General features: G+C 67.5%; 18 protein-coding genes. 10 read left to right on the top strand and 8 right to left on the bottom strand.

Features of this window, described 5'->3' with window-relative positions; translation table 11 throughout:
• Window positions 1–8 precede the first annotated feature (8 nt).
• Complete coding sequence (locus tag ACZ54P_RS01390) at window positions 9–1,388, top strand: amidase (RefSeq protein WP_465459595.1); 1,380 nt, start codon at window positions 9–11, stop codon at window positions 1,386–1,388.
• 77 nt (window positions 1,389–1,465) lie between these two features.
• On the opposite strand, the gene ACZ54P_RS01385 is transcribed toward ACZ54P_RS01390, so the two are convergent.
• From ACZ54P_RS01385 to ACZ54P_RS01370, 4 genes are read right to left on the bottom strand one after another with little or no spacing between them, the layout of a single operon-like run.
• A complete protein-coding gene (locus ACZ54P_RS01385) occupies window positions 1,466–2,128 on the bottom strand; it encodes a DUF4276 family protein (RefSeq protein ID WP_465459594.1) in 663 nt (220 codons plus the stop codon).
• Window positions 2,121–3,251, bottom strand: a complete 1,131-nt coding sequence (locus tag ACZ54P_RS01380; protein ID WP_465459593.1) for an AAA family ATPase — start codon at window positions 3,249–3,251, stop codon at window positions 2,121–2,123. The genes ACZ54P_RS01385 and ACZ54P_RS01380 overlap by 8 nt, the downstream gene beginning before the upstream one ends.
• A gap of 35 nt (window positions 3,252–3,286) precedes the next feature.
• A complete protein-coding gene (locus tag ACZ54P_RS01375; RefSeq protein WP_465460201.1) occupies window positions 3,287–4,141 on the bottom strand; it encodes an HpcH/HpaI aldolase/citrate lyase family protein in 855 nt (284 codons plus the stop codon).
• 11 nt (window positions 4,142–4,152) lie between these two features.
• Window positions 4,153–5,223 (bottom strand): HpcH/HpaI aldolase/citrate lyase family protein, encoded by a 1,071-nt coding sequence (locus ACZ54P_RS01370; RefSeq protein ID WP_465459592.1) that lies wholly within the window; start codon window positions 5,221–5,223, stop codon window positions 4,153–4,155.
• A 118-nt stretch (window positions 5,224–5,341) separates the two neighbouring features.
• Between ACZ54P_RS01370 and ACZ54P_RS01365 the strand changes: the two genes are divergently transcribed.
• From ACZ54P_RS01365 to ACZ54P_RS01345, 5 genes are all read left to right on the top strand, one after another.
• Window positions 5,342–7,585 (top strand): protein kinase domain-containing protein, encoded by a 2,244-nt coding sequence (locus ACZ54P_RS01365; protein ID WP_465459591.1) that lies wholly within the window; start codon window positions 5,342–5,344, stop codon window positions 7,583–7,585.
• Window positions 7,576–9,843: a serine/threonine-protein kinase gene (locus tag ACZ54P_RS01360; RefSeq protein ID WP_465459590.1), complete on the top strand. Its 2,268-nt coding sequence runs from the start codon at window positions 7,576–7,578 to the stop codon at window positions 9,841–9,843. Before ACZ54P_RS01365 ends, ACZ54P_RS01360 begins: the two co-directional genes overlap by 10 nt.
• A 351-nt stretch (window positions 9,844–10,194) precedes the next feature.
• Window positions 10,195–10,845: a hypothetical protein gene (locus tag ACZ54P_RS01355; protein WP_465459589.1), complete on the top strand. Its 651-nt coding sequence runs from the start codon at window positions 10,195–10,197 to the stop codon at window positions 10,843–10,845.
• Between the two features lie 19 nt (window positions 10,846–10,864).
• Window positions 10,865–11,515, top strand: coding sequence for an NAD(P)H-binding protein (locus ACZ54P_RS01350; RefSeq protein ID WP_465459588.1), 651 nt, complete (start codon window positions 10,865–10,867; stop codon window positions 11,513–11,515).
• 50 nt (window positions 11,516–11,565) lie between these two features.
• Entirely contained in the window at window positions 11,566–12,513 is a 948-nt protein-coding gene (locus tag ACZ54P_RS01345; RefSeq protein ID WP_465459587.1) for a ribose-phosphate diphosphokinase, read from the top strand.
• On the opposite strand, the gene ACZ54P_RS01340 is transcribed toward ACZ54P_RS01345, so the two are convergent.
• Window positions 12,510–13,814: a D-arabinono-1,4-lactone oxidase gene (locus ACZ54P_RS01340; protein ID WP_465459586.1), complete on the bottom strand. Its 1,305-nt coding sequence runs from the start codon at window positions 13,812–13,814 to the stop codon at window positions 12,510–12,512. The two genes, ACZ54P_RS01345 and ACZ54P_RS01340, sit on opposite strands and share 4 nt — an antisense overlap.
• A gap of 102 nt (window positions 13,815–13,916) precedes the next feature.
• Here ACZ54P_RS01340 and ACZ54P_RS01335 point away from each other — a divergent pair, with 102 nt between their 5' ends.
• Entirely contained in the window at window positions 13,917–15,101 is a 1,185-nt protein-coding gene (locus tag ACZ54P_RS01335) for an amino acid deaminase/aldolase (RefSeq protein WP_465459585.1), read from the top strand.
• Window positions 15,102–15,910: 809 nt separating this feature from the next.
• On the opposite strand, the gene ACZ54P_RS01330 is transcribed toward ACZ54P_RS01335, so the two are convergent.
• Entirely contained in the window at window positions 15,911–16,555 is a 645-nt protein-coding gene (locus tag ACZ54P_RS01330) for a TetR family transcriptional regulator (protein WP_465459584.1), read from the bottom strand.
• A 126-nt stretch (window positions 16,556–16,681) separates the two neighbouring features.
• Here ACZ54P_RS01330 and ACZ54P_RS01325 point away from each other — a divergent pair, with 126 nt between their 5' ends.
• On the top strand, window positions 16,682–18,004 hold the full coding sequence (locus ACZ54P_RS01325) for a GH1 family beta-glucosidase (RefSeq protein ID WP_465459583.1): 1,323 nt from the start codon (window positions 16,682–16,684) through the stop codon (window positions 18,002–18,004).
• Window positions 17,997–19,253, top strand: coding sequence for an MFS transporter (locus ACZ54P_RS01320; RefSeq protein ID WP_465459582.1), 1,257 nt, complete (start codon window positions 17,997–17,999; stop codon window positions 19,251–19,253). Before ACZ54P_RS01325 ends, ACZ54P_RS01320 begins: the two co-directional genes overlap by 8 nt.
• A 317-nt stretch (window positions 19,254–19,570) precedes the next feature.
• Here the strand turns inward: ACZ54P_RS01320 and ACZ54P_RS01315 are convergent, their stop codons facing one another.
• Window positions 19,571–19,993 (bottom strand): hypothetical protein, encoded by a 423-nt coding sequence (locus ACZ54P_RS01315; protein WP_465459581.1) that lies wholly within the window; start codon window positions 19,991–19,993, stop codon window positions 19,571–19,573.
• Window positions 19,994–20,006: 13 nt separating this feature from the next.
• Entirely contained in the window at window positions 20,007–20,381 is a 375-nt protein-coding gene (locus ACZ54P_RS01310; protein ID WP_465460200.1) for a hypothetical protein, read from the bottom strand.
• A 316-nt stretch (window positions 20,382–20,697) separates the two neighbouring features.
• Here ACZ54P_RS01310 and ACZ54P_RS01305 point away from each other — a divergent pair, with 316 nt between their 5' ends.
• Window positions 20,698–22,107, top strand: coding sequence for a helix-turn-helix domain-containing protein (locus ACZ54P_RS01305; protein ID WP_465459580.1), 1,410 nt, complete (start codon window positions 20,698–20,700; stop codon window positions 22,105–22,107).
• Window positions 22,108–22,114 lie beyond the last annotated feature (7 nt).

Raw genomic sequence — 22,114 nt, 5'->3', positions numbered from 1 at the left:
GGCCCGCTGTGCCGGAGTTGCCTGACCTGACCGCTGTCGAATTGGTCGCCCAGTACCGCGCCGGGACGCTTTCGCCGGTCGAGGTGACCGAAGCGGTCCTCGCGCGAGTCGAGGCGCGTGAACCCGAGCTGCACGCGCTGTACGCGTACGACCCGGGTGCCGCGCGAGAAGACGCGAAGGCGTCCGAGAGCCGCTGGCACGCCGGGGAACAGCTCGGGCCGATCGACGGCGTTCCCTTGACGCTCAAGGAAAACATCGCGACCCGCGGTACGCCGGTCCCGCTCGGCACGGCCGCTTCTGAAGTGACGCCGGCGTTTCGAGACGCCCCGGCGGCCGCCCGCGTGCGCGAGTCCGGCGGTGTCCTGCTGGGCAAGACGACCATGCCGGACTACGGGATGCTGACGTCCGGCCTGTCGAGTTTCCACACCGCGTCGCGGAATCCCTGGGACCTCGCACGTACGCCCGGCGGTTCCAGCGCCGGAGCGGGTTCGGCGGCCGCCGCCGGTTACGGCCCACTGCATGTCGGCACCGACATCGGCGGCTCGATCCGGTTGCCCGCCGGATGGTGTGGTCTCGTGGGCCTGAAACCGAGTTTCGGCCGGGTGCCGGTGGATCCGCCGTTCCTCGGCCGCGTCGCCGGGCCGATGACGCGGACCGTGGCCGACACCGCGCTGCTGATGAGCGTTCTGTCCGGTGTGGACGGTCGTGACCACCTTTCGCTGCCACCTGCGCCGCTCGACTGGACCGCGTTGTCCTGCGAGGTCAAGGGGCTGCGGATCGGGCTGCACCTCGACCCGGGCGTCGGCCTCCCGGTCCTGCCGGAGACGACCACCGCCGTCACCGAAGCCGCGCGGCTGTTCGAGAGCGCGGGTGCCGTGGTGGAGGAGGTTTCGCCGTTCCTGCGCCGCGAAATGCTCGACGGGCTCGACACCTTCTGGCGCGTCCGTGCCTGGTCGGACATGTCGGAGCTGCCCGAGGAGCGCCGCGCCAAGGTGCTGCCGTACATCGCCGACTGGGCCGCCGGCGGCGCCGACGTCAGCGGCGTCGACGCCTACCGCGGCTTCGCGCAGATCGACGCCATCGCCGTCGCGACCCTGCGCGCCACCGAACGCTTCGACGTCGTCCTGTCGCCGACCTGCCCGGTCTCGGCCCCGCCGGCGGAGTGGCCGTCACCGACCAACGACCCTCGGCGGCCTTTCGAGCACATCGCGTTCACCGTGCCGTACAACATGTCCGGCCAGCCGGCGGTCTCGATCAACTGCGGCTACACCAGCGACGACCAGCCCATCGGCCTCCAGATCAGCGGCCGCCGCTTCGCCGACCTCGACGTCCTTCGCGCTGCTGCCGCCTACGAAACCCTTCGCCCCACACCCCGCCCCTGGCCCTGACCCACGCCTGCCCCGCGTTTCGTCCTCTAAATGCGGTCCTTGCCCACGCAACGACCGCATCCAGAGGACGAAATGCGTCACGCCATGGATTCGAGCTTGACCAGCCACGCGGCGAAGTGCGGGCACCGGGCTTGGAGGCCTTCGATGCCCAGGTCGGCGATCGCCAGCGGACCTTCGAGCGTCTTCGTGTAGCCAGGGCAGTACCTGGCGAGGCGTTTCGAGGGTGCGTTCTTCGGATCGTCGTTGACCAGTTCGGGCCCGCCGGATTCCGCGCAATCTCGATTGATCCGCTCGACCACCGTCGGGTCGTCGCGAAGTTCGGCGAGCTGTTCCCCCGCGGCGAAAACCCACGACTCCAGCTCGTGCTGCACGAGATGGGGGACGAATCGGTGATCACCGATCTCGGCCCTCATCGCCTTTTCGACGTGCTCGACCTTGGCGGTGGCGGTTCCCGCCGGTCGAGTGGCCATTCCCGGAGCGTCAGAGGGAAAACCGTAGTAGTCGAACAGTGTCGTGAGTGTGGTGAGATGTGTGCTGGCGAGTAGTTCCTTGAGTTCTCGTCGTAGCTTCGGCCACGACGAGACGCCACCTCGATAGGTCTTGGACGATGTCTGCGTGCGGACGGTCGAGTAGGTGACGAGCCAGCCTTGGCGCTGTAGGTGGCCAGAGAGCACATCGCGGACGACGGTCGCCTCCGTCTGCCCCTCCACCAACAAGTGCAGACGCTTTTGGTCAGGCATCGAGAACGCTGCCCAACGATCCCGGCTGGCCCCCGAGGAGGTTCTTCTCCCAGAGCTCACCGAGCGAGTATTCGTCGAGCCAATTCTCCAAAGCCGCCTTGTTAGGCCGGGCGAAGGACGAGTTGCCCTCTCGTTGTTCGACGACGATCAGGTCTTCCGCGGAGAACTGGTTCATCAGCGTCACCGATTGGGTCGCGATCAGGACCTGACTGCGAGTGGATGCCGATCGCAGCATGTCCGCCAGTTGGACGATGGCGAACGGGTGGAGGCCGAGTTCCGGCTCGTCGAGTACGACGAGTGCCGGAAGCTCCGGTTGCAGCAACAGGGTTGCCAGGCAAACGAAACGAAGTGTTCCGTCGGACATTTGGTTCGCCGAGAAGATCGTCTCCGAACCCTGCCGATGCCAGCGAAGCAGAATGCGGTCGGTGCTGTCGGGTTGCAGGACGAAGTCGCGGAAGAACGGGGCGACCAACCGGATCGCGCCGATGATCCGGCGGTATGCGGCCTTGTCCGCCGGATCTTCGCTGTCGCGGAGCCGCAGCAGAACCGCGGCGATGTTCGCCGCGTCCGCTCGCAGCGCGAGATCGTCCGCGGTCGGAGTCAGCCGCTTCACCGGCGCGTCAGCGCTTGTGTCGTGGAAGTGATAGACGCGGCACCCTTTGAGCAGCTCGGTGATGTGCGAAGCCACCGAGTTCGCCCCGCGCTCTTCAACGACGTCGTTGAGGCGGCTTTCCCGGTGTCCACGTCCGATCGATTTCGACCACGGCTGCTCGTGGCCAGCCCCGTGATACGAAATCACTTCTTCGTCGAAGATCAGTTCTTCGCCGGGTGCCGCCGCCAGATGGGCTTGGTAGCTGTTGGGCGGCGCATCCAGTTTGAGGCTGATCCGCATGGTGTCCGCGGCGTCGTTGATCAGCGCCGACGCGCCGCCGTTGCGTCCCACGAACAAGTTCAGCAGATCTTCGCTGATCCTGCCCAACAGCTCGAACGCCTGGACGAAGTTGCTCTTGCCCGCGCCGTTCGCACCGATGAGCACGTTCATCGCGCCTAGTTCGACGCGCGCCGAACGGATCGAGGTGAACCCCTCGATCTCGATCGACGTCAACCGTCGTTGATCAGCCACGCGCCTACTCTAGGCCGTATCGATACTCGGTTGCGTCAGCCGCCGATCGCGTCGGCGAGCGCCAGGATCCGCCGCGCGTTGTCCACGTGCAGGTTCTCGATCATCCGCCCGTTCACGGTCACGACGCCCTGCCCGGCCGCCTGAGCCTCTTCGAACGCCGAGATGATCTTCCGCGATCGCTCGATCTCCTCCTTCGACGGCGCGAAGATCCGGTTGCACGGCTCCAACTGCGAAGGGTGGATCAGTGTCTTGCCGTCGAAGCCGAACTGGCGCCCCTGAAGGCATTCGGCCTCGAAACCTTCGAGGTCCTTCACGTCGTTGTAGACGCCGTCGAGGATCGCCTTGCCGGTCGCGCGCGCGGCCAGCAGCGCCAGCGAAAGCCCGCCGAGCAGCGGCGCGCGGCCGGGGACGAACTCGGCGTGCAGTTCCTTCGCCAGGTCGTTCGTGCCCATGACCAGCACGGTCAGCCGTTCGGACGCCGCCGCGATCTCCTCGGCGTGCAGCATCGCGACCGGCGTCTCCACCATCGCCCAGATCTTCGTGTGGTCGGGTGCGCCGCCGAGTTCCAGCGCGCGCTCGATGTTGTGCACTTCGGCGGCGGAATTCACCTTCGGCACCACGATCGCGGCCGGACCGGCCTGCGCGGCGGCCCGGAGGTCCGCGTCGTGCCACTCGGTGTCGAGGCCGTTCACGCGGATGGTCACTTCGCGTGAGCCATACTCCTTCGACGACGCGGCCGCGCAAACGCGTTCACGTGCGGCTTCCTTCGCGTCGGGCGCGACGGCGTCTTCGAGGTCGAGGATGAGCCCGTCCGCGTCCAGCGTCTTGGCCTTTTCCAGCGCTCTTTCGTTCGCGCCCGGCATGTACAGCACCGAGCGGCGGGGCTTCAAAGCCGCGGAAGTCATGAGAGGGCCTCCTTGGTGGCCGCGTCGTAGGCGGCGGCGAGTTCGGGGTCGTCGGCGGCCAGCGCGTCGGCGAGTTCGGCGACCACGCGGCACTGCTTCACCGACGCGTCGTCCTGCATCTTCCCGTCGATCATCACGGCACCGGTGCCGTCACCCATGGCGGCGATCACGCGCCGCGCCCAGGCGACGTCCTCGGGGGACGGCGAGAACACCTTCTTGGCGATGTCGATCTGCACCGGGTGCAGGCTCCACGCGCCGACACAGCCGAGCAGGAACGCGTTGCGGAACTGGTCTTCGCAGGCCACGACGTCGCGGATGTCGCCGAACGGCCCGTAGTACGGCAGGATCCCGTTCGCCGCGCAGGCGTCGACCATCCGCGCGACGGTGTAGTGCCAGAGGTCCTGCTGATACGTCGTGCGTCCCTCGTTCAGGTCTTCGCCGGTCGGGTCCGTCCGCACGAGGTAGCCGGGGTGTCCGCCACCCACCCGGGTGGTTTTCATCCGGCGGCTCGCGGCGAGGTCGGCCGGACCGAGGGAGATGCCCTGCATGCGGGGGCTCGCGCCGGCGATCTCCTCGACGTTCGCGACGCCGCTGGCGGTCTCCAGGATCGCGTGCACCAGCAGCGGTTTCGTGAGCCCGGCCCGCGCTTCGAGCTGCGCGAGCAGCCTGTCGACGTAGTGGATGTCCTGTGCGCCTTCGACCTTCGGCACCATGATGACGTCGAGCTTGTCGCCGATCTCGGTGACCAGGGTGATCAGGTCGTCGAGCACCCAAGGCGAGTCGAGGCTGTTGACGCGGGTCCACAGCTGCGTCTTGCCGAAGTCGGTCGACTTCGCGATGGAGACGAGCCCGTTCCGCGCGGCCTCCTTGCGGTCGGCGCGCACCGCGTCCTCTAGATTCCCGAGCAGGACGTCGACCTTCTTGGCGATGTCCGGGACCTTGGCGGCCATCTTCTCGTTGCTGGGGTCGAAGAAGTGGATCATCCGCGAAGGAGGCACGGGGATCTGGCGGAGCGGTTCCGGCGCCCCCACCGCGAGCGGGGCGAAGAAATCCTTCGGCGAACGCATCGTTCCTCCATCGCAACGGGCCAAGTGACCGACGAGTAACCCTAAACCCGGAACCCGGGGAACCGCTGCGGCGCAGCTCACCTCCAAGGGGACACGATCGGGCAGCGCGGAGGATTCTGTGGACGACTGGACCTTGCCGGGTTTCACCGAGATGGGGTCGCTCGGCGAAGGCGGTTTCGGTCGAGTCGTGCTGGCGCGGCACGATGAATCCGCCCAGGTCGTGGCCATCAAATACCTGTACGCGAGGTTCGCGGCGGACCCGCAGAGGCTGGCCGAATTCCGCCATGAGGCGCAAATCCTGAGTCGCGTTTCGGGGCCGCACATCGCCCGTCTGCACCAGTTCGTGGAAACCCCGCAAGGTGCCGCCATCATCATGGAAGCGGTGCACGGGATCTCCTTGAAAGAGATCCTCGGCCGCGAGGAGAAGCTCGAACCCGAAGCCGCGCTGGCCATCCTCAAGGGCTCGCTGCTCGGCCTCGCCGGCGCGCACGCCGCGGGCACCGTCCACCGCGATTACAAACCGGCCAACGTCCTGGTCACCCGTGAGGGGCAAAGCAAACTCGTCGACTTCGGCATCGCCGTACTCGCCGGGCAGACCGGTGTCGCCGCGGGCACCCCCGCGTACATGGCGCCCGAGCAGTGGGCAGGCGGGGTCGCCACCCCCGCCACCGACGTCTACGCCGCGACCTGCGTGTTCTTCCAGTGCGTCGCCGGGCACCGGCCGTACGAGGCCGAACAGACCGAAGTGCTGCGCACCCTGCACGAATACGCGCCGATCCCGTTCGGCGAGGTCCCTGCGCCGGTACGCGACCTCATCGCGCGCGGGATGGCGAAGGACGTCGCCCAGCGGCCGTCGGGTGCCGCCGAGTTCGTCACCGAACTGGAGACGTCCGCGCGGAAGGCGTACGGCGACGACTGGGAGCGCAACGGCTGGCACTGGCTCGCCAAGGGCGCCGGTGTCCTGGTCGCCCTGTCCCCGCTGGCCCTGCTCGGGGCCGGGACCGCCGCCGCACCGGTCGTCGCGGGCGGCGCGGCGGGCGGGGTCGCGGCGACCACCGGCGGCGGGATCGCGCTCGGGCTCAAGGTGACCGCCGCGCTCGCCGCCGTCACCGCGGCCGCCGTCGGCACGGTCGTGGTGGTGAACGCCAACGGCGACGAGACACCGCCGCGGACGACGACGGTGGCCGCGATGCAGGTCGACCTGCTCACGCGCACCGAGAAGCTCAACGGCTACGACTACAACGGCAAGTACGTCCGGATCAGCGGGTTGAAGGACAAGGCCGCCGAGGAGCGGGTCAACAAGGCGCTGATGGCACCCATCGACGGCTGGCTCGAGAACTTCTGGCCGGACAGTTACCAGCCGCAGCGCGAACCCGACGGCGACATCCCGCACATGAAGACCGAGGCCGAGATCCTGCGCAGAGACGACAAACTGCTCTCGGTCGTCTACAAACGCTCGATCGACTCCATCCAGTTCGGCAACCACGGCGGGTTCAGCATCCGCCCGATCGTCATCGACCTGACGAAGGGCGAACAGGTCTCCACCGCGCACCTGTTCGACAACGTCGACGGCACCGCCGCGCGGATGCGGATGGTGGAAGACCAGATCCTGGAGGCCGCGAAGCCGGGTGACTGCCTCACCGGGGCGCGGAACGACGTCGAGCACCTTCCGGTGGACGCGATGTCGGCGCGCTACACCTTCGACTACGACTCCATCGTGCAGGCGGCGCCGACCGCGAACGGCATGCGGTTCTTCGTCTACGGTTCCGCGCTCGGCTTCCCGCGCGCCTGCGATCCGACGGAGGTCACCGTCGACTACGCCCGCCTGTCCGGCCTGATGAGCCCGACCGTCACAAAACTGCTCGGCCTCACCGGCGGTGGCACGCAGGGCAAGCGGACCAAAGAGGACAACGTCGGCCCCTTCACCATCACCACGCCGGAGAAATGGTGGCTGCTGTCCAACGCTCCCATCGAGCGCTACCTGGTGACCGCCGACCAGTGCTCGAACACCGGCATGCAGCCGTTCCACTGCGCGGGCGTCGTCTTCAGCGACAACTCACGGGTCGAACCGGCCACTCCGGCGTATGAACCGGGCAAGCCGTACAACAGGTCCTATGGCCCGCGTCCGTGTCATTCGATCGGGGCGCCTGGCGAATCGCAGGGGTCACCCGTCTTGCAGAAGAAGGAGCTGCGGCCGGTCGGGACGAAGAAAGCCGCGTACGAGGAGTGGCGGCTCACGTGCTCTGGCGGCGGTTCTGTCACCCAGCGGGTCTGGTTCCTGCCGAAAACGCAGCTCGTGATCGTCGACGAGTGGAACACTCCAGGCCTCGACAAGATTCTGGAAGAGGCACGGTGGAACTAAGTGACGAGTGGAGACTGCCCGGCTTCACCGAGCTGGAGCAGCTGGGCACGGGCACTTTCGGCCGTGTTGTCCTGGCCCGCCAGGACAACACGGGCCATGTCGTCGCGATCAAGTACCTCTTCTCCCGCTTCGCCGCCGACCCCGCCTACCTGACCGCGTTCCGGCAGGAGGCGGTGGCGCTGCACCGGGTGACGAGCCCGCACGTCGTCCGCCTGTACGAGTTCTTCGAGACGCCGCAGGGCGCGGCGATCGTGATGGAGGCGATCAACGGCGTCTCCCTGCTTTCCGTGCTTCGGGCCGAAGGCGCTCTCGAACCCGAAGCCGCGCTCGCGGTGCTGAAGGGTTCGCTGCTCGGCCTGGCCGCGGCGCACTCCGTCAACGTCGTCCACCGGGACTACAAACCGGGCAACGTCCTCGTCGCCGACACCGGCGAAAGCAAGCTGGTCGACTTCGGCACGGCCGTCCTGGCGGGTGAACAGGGCCCGTCCGTCGGCACCCCCGCGTACATGGCGCCCGAACAGTGGGCAGGCGGCAAGGCCACTCCCGCCACCGACGTCTACGCCGCGACCTGCGTGTTCTTCCAATGCGTCGCCGGGCACCGGCCGTACCAGGCCGAGGAAACCGAGATACTCCGGACGCTGCACCAGCACGCGCCCATCCCGTTCGGTGAGGCCCCCGACCAGGTGCACGAGATCATCGCGCTGGGGATGGCGAAGGATCCCTCGAAACGGCCGGTCGACGCGCTCACCTTCGTCGACGAACTGGAACGCGTCGCCCGCGCGGGTTACGGCGACGACTGGGAGCGCAAGGGCTGGTCACGGCTGGCGAAGGCGACTGGCGTCCTCGCCGCGGCGACACCACTGGTCCTGCTCGGCGCCGGGACGGCGGCCGCGCCCGGCGTCGCCGCCACCGGAACGGGCGCGGTGGCCGCGTCGACCGGCGGGATCGCGGCCGGGCTGAAGATCGCCGTCGGCGTCGTCGCCGCGACCGCGGCGGTGGTCGGCGGAGTGGTCGTCTTCTCCGACGCGAGCACCCCGCCGCCCTCGCCGCCGACCACCCAGCAGGCCGTCGCGCTGAAGGTCGCCATGAAGACCAAGACCGGGACGGTCCCCGGGACGAACATCGCCTACACAGGCGACTACCCGGAGGTGACCGGGAGCACCGACCAGGCCTGGTTGAAGCGAGTCAACGACGCCTTGGCGGCGCCGATCGACGAATGGAACCGCAAAACCGGTCCCGGCGCCGCCAATCTGGAGCCGGAGCGCGGTCCGTACACGCTCCTCACGAAGGCCGACGTGCGCTCGCAGAACGAGCGGTACCTCTCGGTCCGCTACTCGCACGATCTCGCGAACAAACCGCATCCGACCTGGAGTTACGGCCGGGCCACGGTGACGATCGACCTGAAGGAAGGCAAGGCGCTCACCCCCGCGGAGCTGTTCGCCCCCGGGAAGTTCACCGACGACGGACTGCTGGCTCTCACCGAACGCATCTGGCCGGACAAGGAGCAGTGCGGACCCGTCAGCACCACGTTCCCGTACCGGCCGCTCAAGACGGTGGATCTCACCGACGAGCGGAAGGCGTGGCTCGCCTTCACACCGACGGCCGTCGAGATCACCGTCAACATGACCGATCTCGGTTTCTCCACCGCCTGCGCCGTCCAGGACTACTCGCTGCCCTACGACAAGGTGGCCGATCTCCTGAACCCGGAGCTCGTGGCGGGCGTGACCGGCGGGAAGCCGATGAAGGCGACGTCGTCCGCGCCACCCGCCCAGGGACTCACCGATGTCTCCGTCGGCGCGCTGACCCTGCACCTGCCGCCGGGCTGGTCGGTGCAGACCCAGGGCCTCGAGAAGGTCATCGTCGACGCGAGCTGCCCGGACCCGAAGAAGTACTTCAACTGCCGGTACTTCCTGGTCACCGACAACACGCAGGAGTCGGCGGAGCAGCCGTCGTACCGGCCGGGCGGGTTCTACCGCCGCAGCGCCGGAGGCCGTGCCTGCAACGCCGCCGGCCGCAAGGACCTCCGCCAAGAGGGTGACGCCGTGCCCACGGTTTCCGCCACCGCACCGATCGGGGCCGCGACGGCGACCTACGAGGAGTGGATCGTCAACTGTGTTCCTCGTGGACAGAGCGGGGGGAACGGCGAGACGAAGGTGACCCAACGGATCTGGTTCCTTGCGGAGAAGCAGATCGTCGTCATGGACGAGTGGCAGACCCCCGGCGTCGAAGAGCTCCTCAGGACCGCGACGGTCTCTTGAGCCTGACCTGCGAAGTCCACAGTGGAATGACTATTCACTGGGCTGAATGGACTAGCGCACTACTTCCGTTGCCGCGGCTGTGTTCGGTAGCGGCCCGTCCGTGCTGTGACCGTTCGGAGACGCCGGGTAACACCACTTACCTCGCTCTCACTCGGTTGGCGGCACGGTCGGACTGAAGTCCGATGACCGCCCACCGACCGGTCACCGATCGCAAGGCGCCGCCGATCGCAGCCACTCCCGTTGTCCGGCGCCGCCGCCTTCCGGCCCTGTTAGACAGTTCATGTGCCGCTTCCACCGAGGTGGCACGGGGATGAAGAGCCTTAGGGAAACCAGGTTCGAAGGAGGCGGAACGTGGCGGCTACACCGAACATGGAGAGCTCGACGGTCGCCGGTGGCGCGAAGCGCAGCCGGTCACTGCCGAGCCGGGTGGTGCCGCCGATCGAACTGCCCGCGAGCGTCGAGGAGCTTTCGCGCAAGGCGGCGGCCCTGCTCGGCTGGAACGGCATCGTCTTGCCGGAGACCACCGTGCTCGGCCGCAAGATCTGCGTGGTCGCCCGGCTCCGCACCGACGTGCACGCGGAGCGCATCGCGATGGGCATGGGTCCCGTCGTCGATCGCGCCACCGTCGACACCTGGACATGGCCAGAGCTGGCCGCGACCGCACCCGCGCCGGCCGCCGAGATCATCGGCGTCCTCGCGGTCGCCCGGCACTGGCGCACCGCGATGGCCTCCGCGGTCCCGTTCGCACGCTACGGCGAGGCCGCGATGGTGCTCCCATCGCCAGCCGTACTGACCGAGGACTACGTCGGCAACTGCCTGCCGCGTGCCCGCGCCTACGGGCTCGCCATCGTCAGCGCCGACCCCAACGCGGTCACCGACCTCGACCTCGAGGGCCACAACGAGCGCATGATCCTGGACGAGGACCCGGTTTCGCGCCTGGTCAACGAGATCGTCTACGACCAGCTGCTGCGCGCCACCGAGCTCCCTGCCGAAGTGGACTGAACCCACTACTGTCGGTTCCATGCGAGTCGTCATTGCGGGTGGACACGGACAGATCGCGCTGAAGCTGGAGAAACTCCTCTCGGCGCGCGGTGATCAGGCGGTGGGGATCGTGCGCAATCCCGATCACGTCGCCGATCTCGAAGCGGCCGGCGCCGAAGCCGTCGTCCTGGACCTGGAAAAGTCCGATGTGGACGCCGTAGCCAAGGTGCTCGACGGTGCCGATGCTGCCGTCTTCGCCGCGGGAGCGGGCCCCGGCAGCGGCACGGCCCGTAAGGACACTGTGGACAGGGCCGCTGCGGAACTCTTCGCGGCGGCGTCCGAACAGGCGGGTGTCCGGCGGCACATCCAGGTCGGTTCGATCGGCGCCGCCGAATGGGAGACCGCGGACGTACCGGACGATTTCCGGCTCTACCTCAAAGCCAAGAAAGCGGCCGAAGACGATCTGCGCGCCCGCGATCTCGACTGGACGATCCTGCGACCGGGACAGCTCACCAACGACGAAGGCACCGGCAAGGTCCTCATCGCCCAATCCACCGAGCGCGGCCCCATTCCCCGACAGGATGTCGCCGCGATCCTCGTCGCACTGCTCGACGATCCGTCGACGGCGGGCCGTATCCTCACCGCGATCTCGGGTGATACTGCTATCTCTCAGGCCGTTTCCGCTTTGTGAAACCATAGTGTGTGGACGTAATCCGTCTTTTGACTGAACGGAGTAGGTCCTTGCGCGAGGACATCGCGGTCTTCAGCGGCAGCGCACATCCCCAGCTCGCCGAAGAGATCTGCACTCATCTGGGCGTCCCGTTGCATCCCGTGCGGGTGCAGCGGTTCGCCAACGACTGTCTCGAAGTCCAGCTTCAGGCGAACTGCCGCGAGCGCGACGTCTTCCTGATCCAGCCGCTGGTCCGGCCGGTGCAGGAGAACCTCGTCGAACTGCTGCTGATGCTGGACGCCGCGCGGGGCGCGTCGGCGAAGCGGATCACCGTCGTCATGCCCCACTACGCGTACGCCCGATCGGACAAGAAGGACGCGCCGCGGATTTCGATCGGCGGCCGTCTCGTCGCCGACCTCATGGCGACCGCGGGTGCCGATCGCGTCCTCGCGATGACCCTCCACTCGCCGCAGGTGCACGGCTTCTTCAGCGTTCCGGTCGACCACCTGCACGCGTTGCAGGAGCTGGCCAAGCATTTCCGCCAGTACGACCTTTCCGCGACCACCGTGGTCTCGCCGGATCTCGGCAATGCCAAGGAGGCCGCGCATTTCGCGCGGTTGCTCGGGGTTCAGGTCGCCGCCGGCGCGAAGCAGCGCTTCGCCGACGACAGGGTGGAGATCAGCTCGGTGATCGGTGAGATCACCGGCCGCGACGTGATCGTCCTCGACGACGAGATCGCCAAGGGCAGCACGGTGCTCGAACTGCTCACCAAGCTGCGGGAACTGAAGCCGCGCTCGATCCGCGTCGCGTGCACGCACGGGCTGTTCTCCAGCGGAGCGCTCGAGCGGATCGGCAGCCAGCCCGACGTGCTGGAGGTCGTGTGCACGAACACGGTTCCCATTCCGCCGGAAGAGACGAGCCCGAAGCTGCGGGTCCTGTCGATCGCGCCCGCGCTGGCGGAGGCGATGCGGCGGATCCACAACGGCGAGTCGGTCAGCGCGTTGTTCGAAACCACCTAAACGGTGCCGAGAACCCGGTCGAGGTAGGTGTTCGCGAAGACCCCGGCCGGGTCCACCTCCTTGCGGACCCGCGAGAAGTCGTCGAATCGCGGATAGCGCGAGCGCAGGGTCGCGGCGTCGAGGTCGTGCATCTTGCCCCAGTGCGGGCGGCCGCCGACTTCGCCGACGATCGAGGCGAATCCGGCGAAGTACTCGCGGTAGGGCATGCCGACGAACTGGTGGATCGCGATGTAGGCGGAGTCGCGGCCGTTCGCCGTCGAGAGCCAGATGTCGTCCGCGGCGGCGACCCGCACCTCGACCGGGAACGCCACCGGATTCTCCAGTTTCGGTACCATCGCGCGGAGTTCGGCGAAGACGTCGAGCAGCGATTCACGCGGGACCGCGAACTCCGACTCGACGAACCGCACCCCGCGATGGGTCACGAAGACACGATGCGACGTGTCGCTGTACTCGCGGGCGGAGAGGACGTTCGAGGCGAACCCCCCGAGCGGTCGCACGAGTTTCGGCACCGCCCGGCCGAGGCGGCACAGCCCGCCGAACGCGAGGTTCTCCGTGATCTCGTAGTCGACGAATTCCTTCAGCTTGGTCAGCGGACGGCGCTCGCTGCCCGCCGGGAGCCGGTTGTTGCGTTTGACCAGTGCGTTCTTGCCGTAGGGAAACCAGTAGAACTCGAAGTGGTCGTTCTCGTCGGCGAACTGGTCGAAGCCTTCGAGAACCTGTTCGAGCGGTTCCGGTCGTTCCTGCGCGGCCAGCAGGAACGACGGTTCACACTGCAAGGTGACGGTGCTGATGACGCCGAGCGCGCCGAGGCCGACTCGCGCGGCGGCGAACAGTTCGGGCCGCTCGTCCGCCGAACAGGTGACCACGGTGCCGTCCGCGAGGACGAGTTCGAGCGCGGCGATCTGCGTGGCGATGCCGCCGAGCCGGGCGCCGGTGCCGTGGGTGCCGGTGGAGATCGCGCCCGCGACGGTCTGCGCGTCGATGTCGCCGAGGTTCGTCATGGCCAGTCCCAGCGCGTCGAGTTCGGCGTTGAGCTGCTTGAGTGTGGTGCCCGAACGGACGGTGACCAGGCCTTTCGCGGCGTCCGCCGACGCGATCCCGGTCCAGCCGGTCAGGTCCATCGCGTCCGAACTCGCCGCGGCGATCGCGGTGAACGAGTGGCCGCTGCCCAGCGGGCGCAGGCGCCGTCCGTCCGCGACCGTACGGCCGATCGCTTCGGCGATGCCGCTCGTGTCACGCGGTCGATGCACGCGCAGCGGCGACGCCGTCGCGGTGCCGGCCCAGTTGCTCCACCGTGTCATGCGCCACCCGTTCCGTGGGGTATTGCTCTGGAATGTTCGAGTGCCGAAACAATAAGTGAATAGTATTCGCGTTTCAAGCCCTTCTGTCGTACCTTAGTTCGGGTGACCAGTGCGACGGTGTACGACTTGGCGACGAAGGACCTGGATCCTCCGTTCGCGGTTGTCGACTTGGATGCTTTCGACGCGAACGGCGCCGACCTCCTGCGGCGGGCGGGCGGCAAGCCGATCCGCGTGGTCAGCAAGTCCGTCCGCTGCCGGTATCTGCTCGACCGGGTGCTCGCGCGGCCCGGCTTCGAGGGCCTCATGTGCTACTCGCTCGCTGAAGCCGTCTGGCACGTCGAGCAGGGGACGACCGAGGACATCGTCGTCGCGTATCCGACCGCCGACCACGGCGCGCTGCGGCGGCTGGCGGCGAACGACCGTGCGCGGGCGGCGATCTCGATCATGGTCGACTCGCCGGACCACCTCGACCTGGTCGACGCCGCCCTCGGACAGGACCACCCCGAGATCCGGGTCTGCCTCGAACTCGACGCTTCGTGGCGGCCGCTGCCCGGCGTGCACGTCGGGACCAGGCGCTCGCCGGTGTTCAGCCCGCGGCAGGCCGCGGATCTGGCGCGAACCATCCTGTCCCGCAAGGGTTTCCGGCTCGTCGGGATGATGGCGTACGAAGGTCAGATCGCCGGTCTCGGCGACGCGGCGGGCAGCGGCGCCAAGAACGCGGTCGTCGGCTGGATGCAGCGAAAGTCCATTGTGGAAATCGCGAAGCGCCGCGCGGCCGCTGTCCGGGCGGTGCGGGCGCTGGCGGAGCTGGAATTCGTCAACGGCGGCGGCAGTGGCAGTGTCGAATCGACCGGTGCCGAGGAAGCCGTCACCGAGATCGCGGCGGGCTCCGGCCTGATCGGCCCCACCCTCTTCGACGGCTATGCGCACTTCTCGCCGCGACCGGCCGCGATGTTCGCACTCCCCGTGGTCCGGCGCCCCGCGCCGAAGATCGCGACGCTCTTCTCCGGCGGCTACATCGCTTCGGGCCCGGCAGAGTCTTCGCGACTCCCGACGCCGTACCTGCCCGAAGGCCTTTCGCTGCTCGGCTTCGAAGGCGCCGGCGAAGTCCAGACCCCCGTGTCGGGCGAAGCCGCCCGCCACCTGCGGCTCGGCGACCGCGTCTGGCTGCGCCACGCGAAAGCCGGCGAACTCGCCGAACGCTTCACGCACTACCACGTCGTCATCGGCGACCGCGTCGACCGGACCGTCCCCACCTACCGAGGCGAACACCAAAACTTCGGCTGATTCCGCGCGACCCCACCCCCACCCATCCCTGGGGGGCGCGCCCCGCACCAGCGTATCGGGAGGGGGTGTCGGGGAGCGGATTCCGGGGGAGTGAGGGGCGAGGTTGTCCACAACTGTGGGTGGGTGTGGACAACTTATGTGGACAACTGGATAACGCCAGGTCAGGGCTGTGTAGACCGTGGTTGGTGGGAGTCGTGTGACTGTTGGGGCATGGGATCCGGTTGCCGGTGGACACGAATGGAGCAGGGGGATCCACCGGCGCTCCGAAGGCCGCCTTCGTGCTGAGGGCGGCCTTCGCCATGTCCGGAAAGTGCCCTCCAAGTCCATAATGGACAGGGGTCGGCGGGCGACAGGCGGTTAAGGCGCAGGGGTCGTGAGTGGCGATTCGGGTTCTAACGAACCCTCTCTTGGTATCTACTCGTGGCCTGCGCCCTTGTCCGGGTGAAGTACATGATGGCTTCCTTCCTTGCGTCTAGCGCCAGGGTCCCGGCAAAGTCGAGGCAGGGCAGGCGCTGATTGTGGACACCGGCCGCGCTTCAGTGTCCACAAGGGACACTTCTTGACAGTCGATTGTCCGATTGATGCCTCTATGTACGGTTTCTCCGGGATCGCGAGTGTCAATGAGGGTTAGAACGACCCAAAACACTCACGACCCCCTCGCGAAACCGTACAAGTCGCCCAAATGGGACACGCTTGCCTCGGAAAGTGTCCTTTATGGACGCTCAAGAGCCGGACTGAGTCCTTTCGCGCGAGCCCGTCGATACCTGAACAACCCGAATCGCCACCGCGCGAGAGTCGCCCGCGACCCCTCAGGCTTCGCCGAACTTGCTCGCCAAGTACCCCTTCACCACTGACTTCGCCTCTGCCACGATCCGCTCGTCTCCGCGCGGGTCACGGCGGAACGCCAGCTTCAGCAGCGCGTCGGCCGTCTCGTTCGCGATCGTCAGCGCGAACCGGATGTCGTCCAGTGGCGACGAGATCCGCGCCGAAAGCACCTTGGTGAGCTCGTCGACGATGACGGCGTTGTTGTCGCGGGTCTCATCCAGGAGCTGCCGGTCCACGACGTCACCGAAGTGGACCTTCGAGAACCCGGGTACCTCGCGGTGCATGGCGAGGTAGATGTCGAGGATCGAGTCCACGACGTCCCACCAGTGTTCGGGCGCCAGCTGGTTCAACGTCTCCGACACCGAGGCGACGAACCGTTCGAGATTGCGCTGCGTCAGCGCCTGCACCACGGCCCGCTTGTCGGGGAAGAACTGGTACAGCGACCCGACGGCCACCCCGGCGCGCTTCGCGATCAGTGTGGTCGTCAGTGCGTCGTAACCGAGTTCGTCGATCAGCTGGGCGCTGGCGTCGAGCATCTGCTCCACCCGCTTGGCGCTGCGTTGCTGGACGGGCTGCCGCCGGAGCGGAGTCGTCTCCGCCGGCGGTTTCGCGGCCTGGATGTCGGACACTCGGGCTCCTCCTTCGCTGATCTGCGACTTTATCGTGCCGACGGGGTTCCCCACGGTCGAGTGAAGGCATAGTATCTGAGAACTTTTCATGTTCGTCCGTGTCTGGCGGAGAAAGGTGCGTAGCCGGTGGAAAAATCGATCTTCCCGTCCGATTTCCTGTGGGGTGTTTCGACCTCCGCCTTCCAGATCGAGGGGGCGACCGGCGAGGGTGGCCGAGGACAGTCCATTTGGGACACATTCACCGAAACGGAGGGAAAGATCGCGCGGGCTGAGCACGCAAAGGTAGCTGCCGATCACTTCCACCGCTACTCCGAGGACATCGCGCTGATGGCCGACCTCGGCGTCGGTGCCTACCGGATGTCGTTCGCCTGGCCGAGGATTCAGCCCGACGGCGACGGAAAGCCCAACGCCGAAGGCCTTGCCTTCTACGACAAGCTCATCGACGAGGTCTGCGCCGCCGGAATCGACCCGGCGGGGACGCTCTTCCACTGGGACCTCCCGCAGGCGCTCGAGGACAAGGGTGGCTGGCTCGCCCGTGACACCGCAGAGCGGTTCGGCGAATACGCCGCCATCGTGGGCGAGCGTTTCTCCGATCGGGTGAAAATGTGGATCCCGCTCAACGAGCCCATGGTCATGTCGATCTTCGGCTACGCGATCGGCGAGTACGCCCCCGGCAAGACGCTCCTGCTCGACGCCCTGCCCACCGCGCACTACCAGAATCTCGCCCACGGTCTCGCCGTCCAAGCCCTGCGCGCGGCCGGCGCCCGCAGCGTCGGCACGGCCAACAACCATTCACCCGTCTGGCCCGCCTCCGATTCACCGGAGGACAAGGCCGCAGGGGAATGGATCGACGCCCTCATCAACCGGACGTACGCGGATCCTGTGCTGCTTGGCCGTTATCCCGAACAAGTCGTTCCACATCTCCCGGCGGGCTTCGCGGAAGATCTCGCCACCATCGCGCAGCCGCTCGACTTCTACGGGGTGAATTACTACGAGCCGCAGGGCGTCGCCGCGCCCGGTGAAGGCAATCCGCTGCCCTTCGAGCTTCGCGCGATCGAGGGTTATCCCATGACCACCAACGATTCGCCGATCGTCCCGCAGGGCTTGCGCGAACTGCTCGTCGGCTTCCACAAGCGCTACCGGGAGCATCTCCCGCCCGTCTACCTCACCGAAAACGGCTGCAGTTTCGACGACGTCGTCGCCGAAGACGGTCGCGTGCACGACCAGGAGCGCATCGACTTCCTCGAAAGTCACCTCGTCGCGGTGCGGGAAGCGATGGACGCCGGCGTCGACGTCCGCGGGTACTTCGTCTGGTCGCTGATGGACAACTTCGAATGGTCGAAGGGCTACCAGCCGCGGTTCGGCCTGGTGCACATCGATTACGAGACGCAGCAGCGGACACCGAAGGATTCCTTCGGCTGGTACCGGAAACTGATCCGCCATGAGTGAGGTCAGGGCGCTGCCCGAGGCGCTCGCCGAGCCGGTCGCCAGGGTCCGCGCGGGCTGGATGAGCCTGTTGTTCTTCGCGAACATCGCGCTCTGGCTCGGCGTTTACGCGCCCATTCAGGTCCTCCTGCCGAAACAGGCCGAGATTCTGGACGCCGCCGGCAAGGAGGCCGTGTTCAGTCTGGTCACCGGGATCGGCGCGCTCGTCGCGCTGATCGCCAACCCCGCCGTCGGCCTGCTTTCGGACCGGACCTGTTCCGTTCGCGGCCGCCGTCACCCATGGACGGCGGCCGGTGCGGTGGTCGCCGCGGCCGGGCTGCTCGTCCTCGCGTTCGCGCCGAACATCGCGGTCATGGTGCTCGGCTGGTGCCTCGTCCAGGCCGGGCTGAACGGGATGCTCGCGATGCTGGTCTCGGCCATCGCGGACCGGGTGCCCGTGCCCCAGCGTGCGCAGGTCGGCGGCCTGGTCGGCATCGCTCAGATGCTGGGGACCGTGCTCGGCGCGGTGGTGGTCGTCGTGATGCTCGACGTCGCGGGACTGCCACTGGGCTACGCGGTGTGCGCGGCCATCGTGCTGGCGGGGGCGGGAGCGTTCGTCCTGCGCACGCCGGACGCGCGGCTGCCGGTCGCGTTCCGGCCGTCCGTCCGGACCCGGGACGTGCTCGCGAACCTGTGGATCTCCCCGCGTAAGCAGCCGGACTTCGCCTGGGCGTGGGGCTGCCACTTCATGATCAACCTCGGCAACGCCTTCGGGACGCTGTACCTCTTGTTCTTCTTGAAGGACGCGGTGCACCACGAAGATCCGGACACCGGACTGCTGATCATGATGGGGCTCTACGGCGCCGCTCTCATCGTCGGCGCGCTCATCGCCGGGCATTTCTCCGACAAGTCGGGACGGCGTAAGCCTTACGTCTTCGCCGCGTCCGCGGTGATGGCCGTGGCCGCGCTGCTGCTGGTCGTCTGGCAGAACTGGGCGGCCGCGCTCGTGGCGTCACCGTTACTGGGCGTCGGTTTCGGCGCGTACATGGCCGTCGCGCTCGCGATGCTCACGCAGGTGTTGCCCGCCGCACAGGACCGGGCGAAGGATCTCGGGGTCATCAACATCGCGAACTCGCTGCCACAGGTGGTGGCGCCGATGCTGACCGCGCCGATTTTGGCTTACCTGGGCGGATATCCGAGCCTCTTCGCGGCTTCGGCGCTGTCCACCGTCCTCGCCGCGGTGCTGGTCACGCGGGTGAAGGGCGTCAGCTGAGAGAAGTTGGAGACCGCGGACCGGTGCCGGTCGGGGGAGGGGAGTGCAACGGCACCGGCCCGCGGGGTTCGGGGGATGGCAACGCGGAACCGAAGGATTCTCGCGTTGCGTTTGTGATCATCAACTTAGCGACCGATTACTACCTTCGCTAGGTGTTCTGCCGATGTTTTTCGATTAATCGCGGTGGGGACCGGGGTGATTACCGAGAGCGGCTCGTCGCGTTCGGGGGTACGCGCGAACCGCCTCCGGCGGAGGCGAGATCGCGGCGTGGTTGCCGAGGGGGCGCTCGGACCGCCGTTCACTCGCCGACATCTTCATCAAGCGTGCACGCCGCCGATGGCGGGACGACGCGGGTTGACCAGCGCGTGCCTGCCGGTGGTTTCGGCCGCACTCACCCTGGTCTGCCCGGGAACACGGCGGCGGGCTTCGCGCCGGTGGTCCTGGGAGGCCGCGGTCTGCTGGGGGGCGAGGCCGCCGGCGACCAGGTGCTCGTGCGCGACCTGCCACACCGAGCAGGGGGCCTTGCACTTGTGCCAGCGGGTCGAGCAGGTGGGGCAGTCCCCGCGTTCGTCGGGCTCGTGCGCCTGGAGCATGGCGCGCCAACCCTCGGTCAGCCGGGGGAGCTCCGAGCGGGCGACCGACACGAGCGACTGCGCGTCGGCCCGGTTCGCGAGATCGGAGAGCATGTCGAGGCGTTCCCAAACCGCGTTGCGGAGGACTTGCCCTAGGACCTGATCCACGGAGAACTCACCGTTACCTTTCCGCCATCTTGGCGGCTTCGTTGAGCGCGGCCCTGAGCTGTCCGAGCTGGCCGGACGTCAGGCGCGCGGTCTCTCCTGGCGGCGCCACGAGAACCACCTGGTTGTCTTCGACGAACACGGTGACGGCACGCTCGCGGCTGATGAGATCGCCGCACTGCACCCGCCAGACCAGCTGTCCGCCTTCATAACGGCGCACGCTCGCGGTACGGGGGTCGACCGGGGCGGACGGGGAGACCGGACGGTTGGCACCGGGGGCGACGGCGACCGCCTGCTGACCGGCGGGGCCGGTCGCACGCAGGTGGCGCGTGGCCATACCGGGCCGTCCCGCGGTGATGGAGCCTGTTGCGATCGAGTCCACGAACTCCACTGGCTCTGCTCCGCTCTCTCGTTCCACGTCGTCTTCGTAACCGCGTATCCGCACCTGTGGGGGTTCGGAGACTGGTAGCTCTCTGTGATCGCTGCCGGTGGCCGGTAGGTCACGGAGATCTGACAACTACAGTGATGTGAAACGGAGTTCGATAGAAGGTCGAACCGCCGTCATAGCGGTGACCGGACGAGGTTTCACGGTGAGCGGTCAAACGACTTCTGCCGGACCGATCACGACGGGCATTCCGGTGTTTCGCGCGGTTGAATAGGTGTGCTTACGCTGTTTCTCGACCCCAACGGAACTGTGAGGGGGCGCAATGGACGCCAGTATCGGTGGCGGCGCTGTCGCCGGCTCGGACACGAGTGTCAAGGGCCGCCAGAGTCACCCCGTGCCGCCGGATGCCTGGGAGCAGCCGGAGATGCGAGCCGCACTGGCCGCCCGGGAGATCTCTTCCGTGTACCGGCTGTTGCGCAAGCACGGTGTTTCGCAGCGCCAGATCGCCGCGATGACCGGCCAGTCGCAGTCCGAGGTGTCCGAGATCCTCAAAGGTCGCCAGGTGATGGCGTACGACGTGCTCACCCGCATCGCTGACGGCCTTGGTGTCCCACGGGGATACATGGGTCTCGCCTACGACGAGGCGACAGCGATAAGGGTCGTCGGCGCTGCCGACGGCCAGCAGGCGGAGGAGGACGAGTCCGTGAAGCGACGGAGGTTCCTCGCGCACGCCGCCCAGGTCACGATGGGGGCGGCGGTGTTCGGTCCGGAATCGGGTACTTGGTCCGCGGGGCCGGCGAAGACACCCGCTCCCGGACGGATCGGCATGACCGACGTCCGCCAGGTGGAAGCCGCGACCAGAGCGCTCCGGTCCCTCGATTACCAGTACGGCGGCGGTTTCTGCCGCGACGCCGTGGTCGCCCAGCTGTCCTGGGGACAGCAGATGCTCGAATCCAGTGGCACTGAGCCGGTCAAGAACCGCCTGTACGTCGCGCTGGCCGACCTGCACAGCCTGGCAGGCTGGACGTCCTTCGACACCGGCCTCATGGACTCCGCCCGCGGACATTTCGCGAACGCGCTCGACCTGGCCAAACAGGGCGACAGCCACCCGCTGGTGGCCAACGTGCTGTACCGGATGGGCCGGGTCTACCTGCACAACGACGCTCCCAACGACGCGCTGAAACTGTTCCAGCTCGGCCAGATCGCCGCCCAGGAATCGGGCTCCGAACTGGCGGTCGCCGTGCTCTGCGCCAACGAGGCGTGGGCCTACGCGATGATGGGCAACGAGGAGCAGGCCACGAAGCTGCTCGGCCGGAGCAAGGACGAGTTCGCCCGCGCCGATCTGGCCGAGGCCGAGTCCTGGGTCAAGTTCTTCACCGAGACCGACGTCTACGCCATGATCGGCACCGTGCACACGGTGCTCGCCGCGAAGAACGCCGAGCACACCAAGTACGCGATCCCGGCGCTGACCAAGGCCGTCGAGTCCTACGACGACGACATGGCCCGCAGCAAGACCTTCATGCTCAGCGCATTGGCCACGAATCACCTGCTCGAAGGCGATCTCGATCATGGCTCCAAGGTGGGCTCGAAGGCCGTCGACTGTGCCGAGGGCATCAAGTCGGAGCGGGTGAAGGACCGGATGCGGCCGCTGCAGGTCGAGGCGGAGCGCCGCCGGAACAACGCCGACGCCCGTGACCTCGCCGACCGCCTCAATTCCTTCTACGCCGCCTGAGCCGACC

This window comes from Amycolatopsis sp. NPDC034160, assembly GCF_055575355.1.
The sequence above is the reverse complement of the archived record's forward strand: the minus strand, read 5'-3'. Positions and strand labels throughout refer to the sequence as shown.

What these genes read in the sequence shown, in the direction of transcription:
- ACZ54P_RS01385 (WP_465459594.1), bottom strand. Translation starts at nt 2,128, where the DNA reads ATGCCTGACCAAAAGCGTCTGCACTTGTTGGTGGAGGGGCAGACGGAG.
- ACZ54P_RS01370 (WP_465459592.1), bottom strand. Translation starts at nt 5,223, where the DNA reads ATGCGTTCGCCGAAGGATTTCTTCGCCCCGCTCGCGGTGGGGGCGCCG.
- ACZ54P_RS01350 (WP_465459588.1), top strand. Translation starts at nt 10,865, where the DNA reads ATGCGAGTCGTCATTGCGGGTGGACACGGACAGATCGCGCTGAAGCTG.
- ACZ54P_RS01340 (WP_465459586.1), bottom strand. Translation starts at nt 13,814, where the DNA reads ATGACACGGTGGAGCAACTGGGCCGGCACCGCGACGGCGTCGCCGCTG.
- ACZ54P_RS01320 (WP_465459582.1), top strand. Translation starts at nt 17,997, where the DNA reads ATGAGTGAGGTCAGGGCGCTGCCCGAGGCGCTCGCCGAGCCGGTCGCC.
- ACZ54P_RS01305 (WP_465459580.1), top strand. Translation starts at nt 20,698, where the DNA reads ATGGACGCCAGTATCGGTGGCGGCGCTGTCGCCGGCTCGGACACGAGT.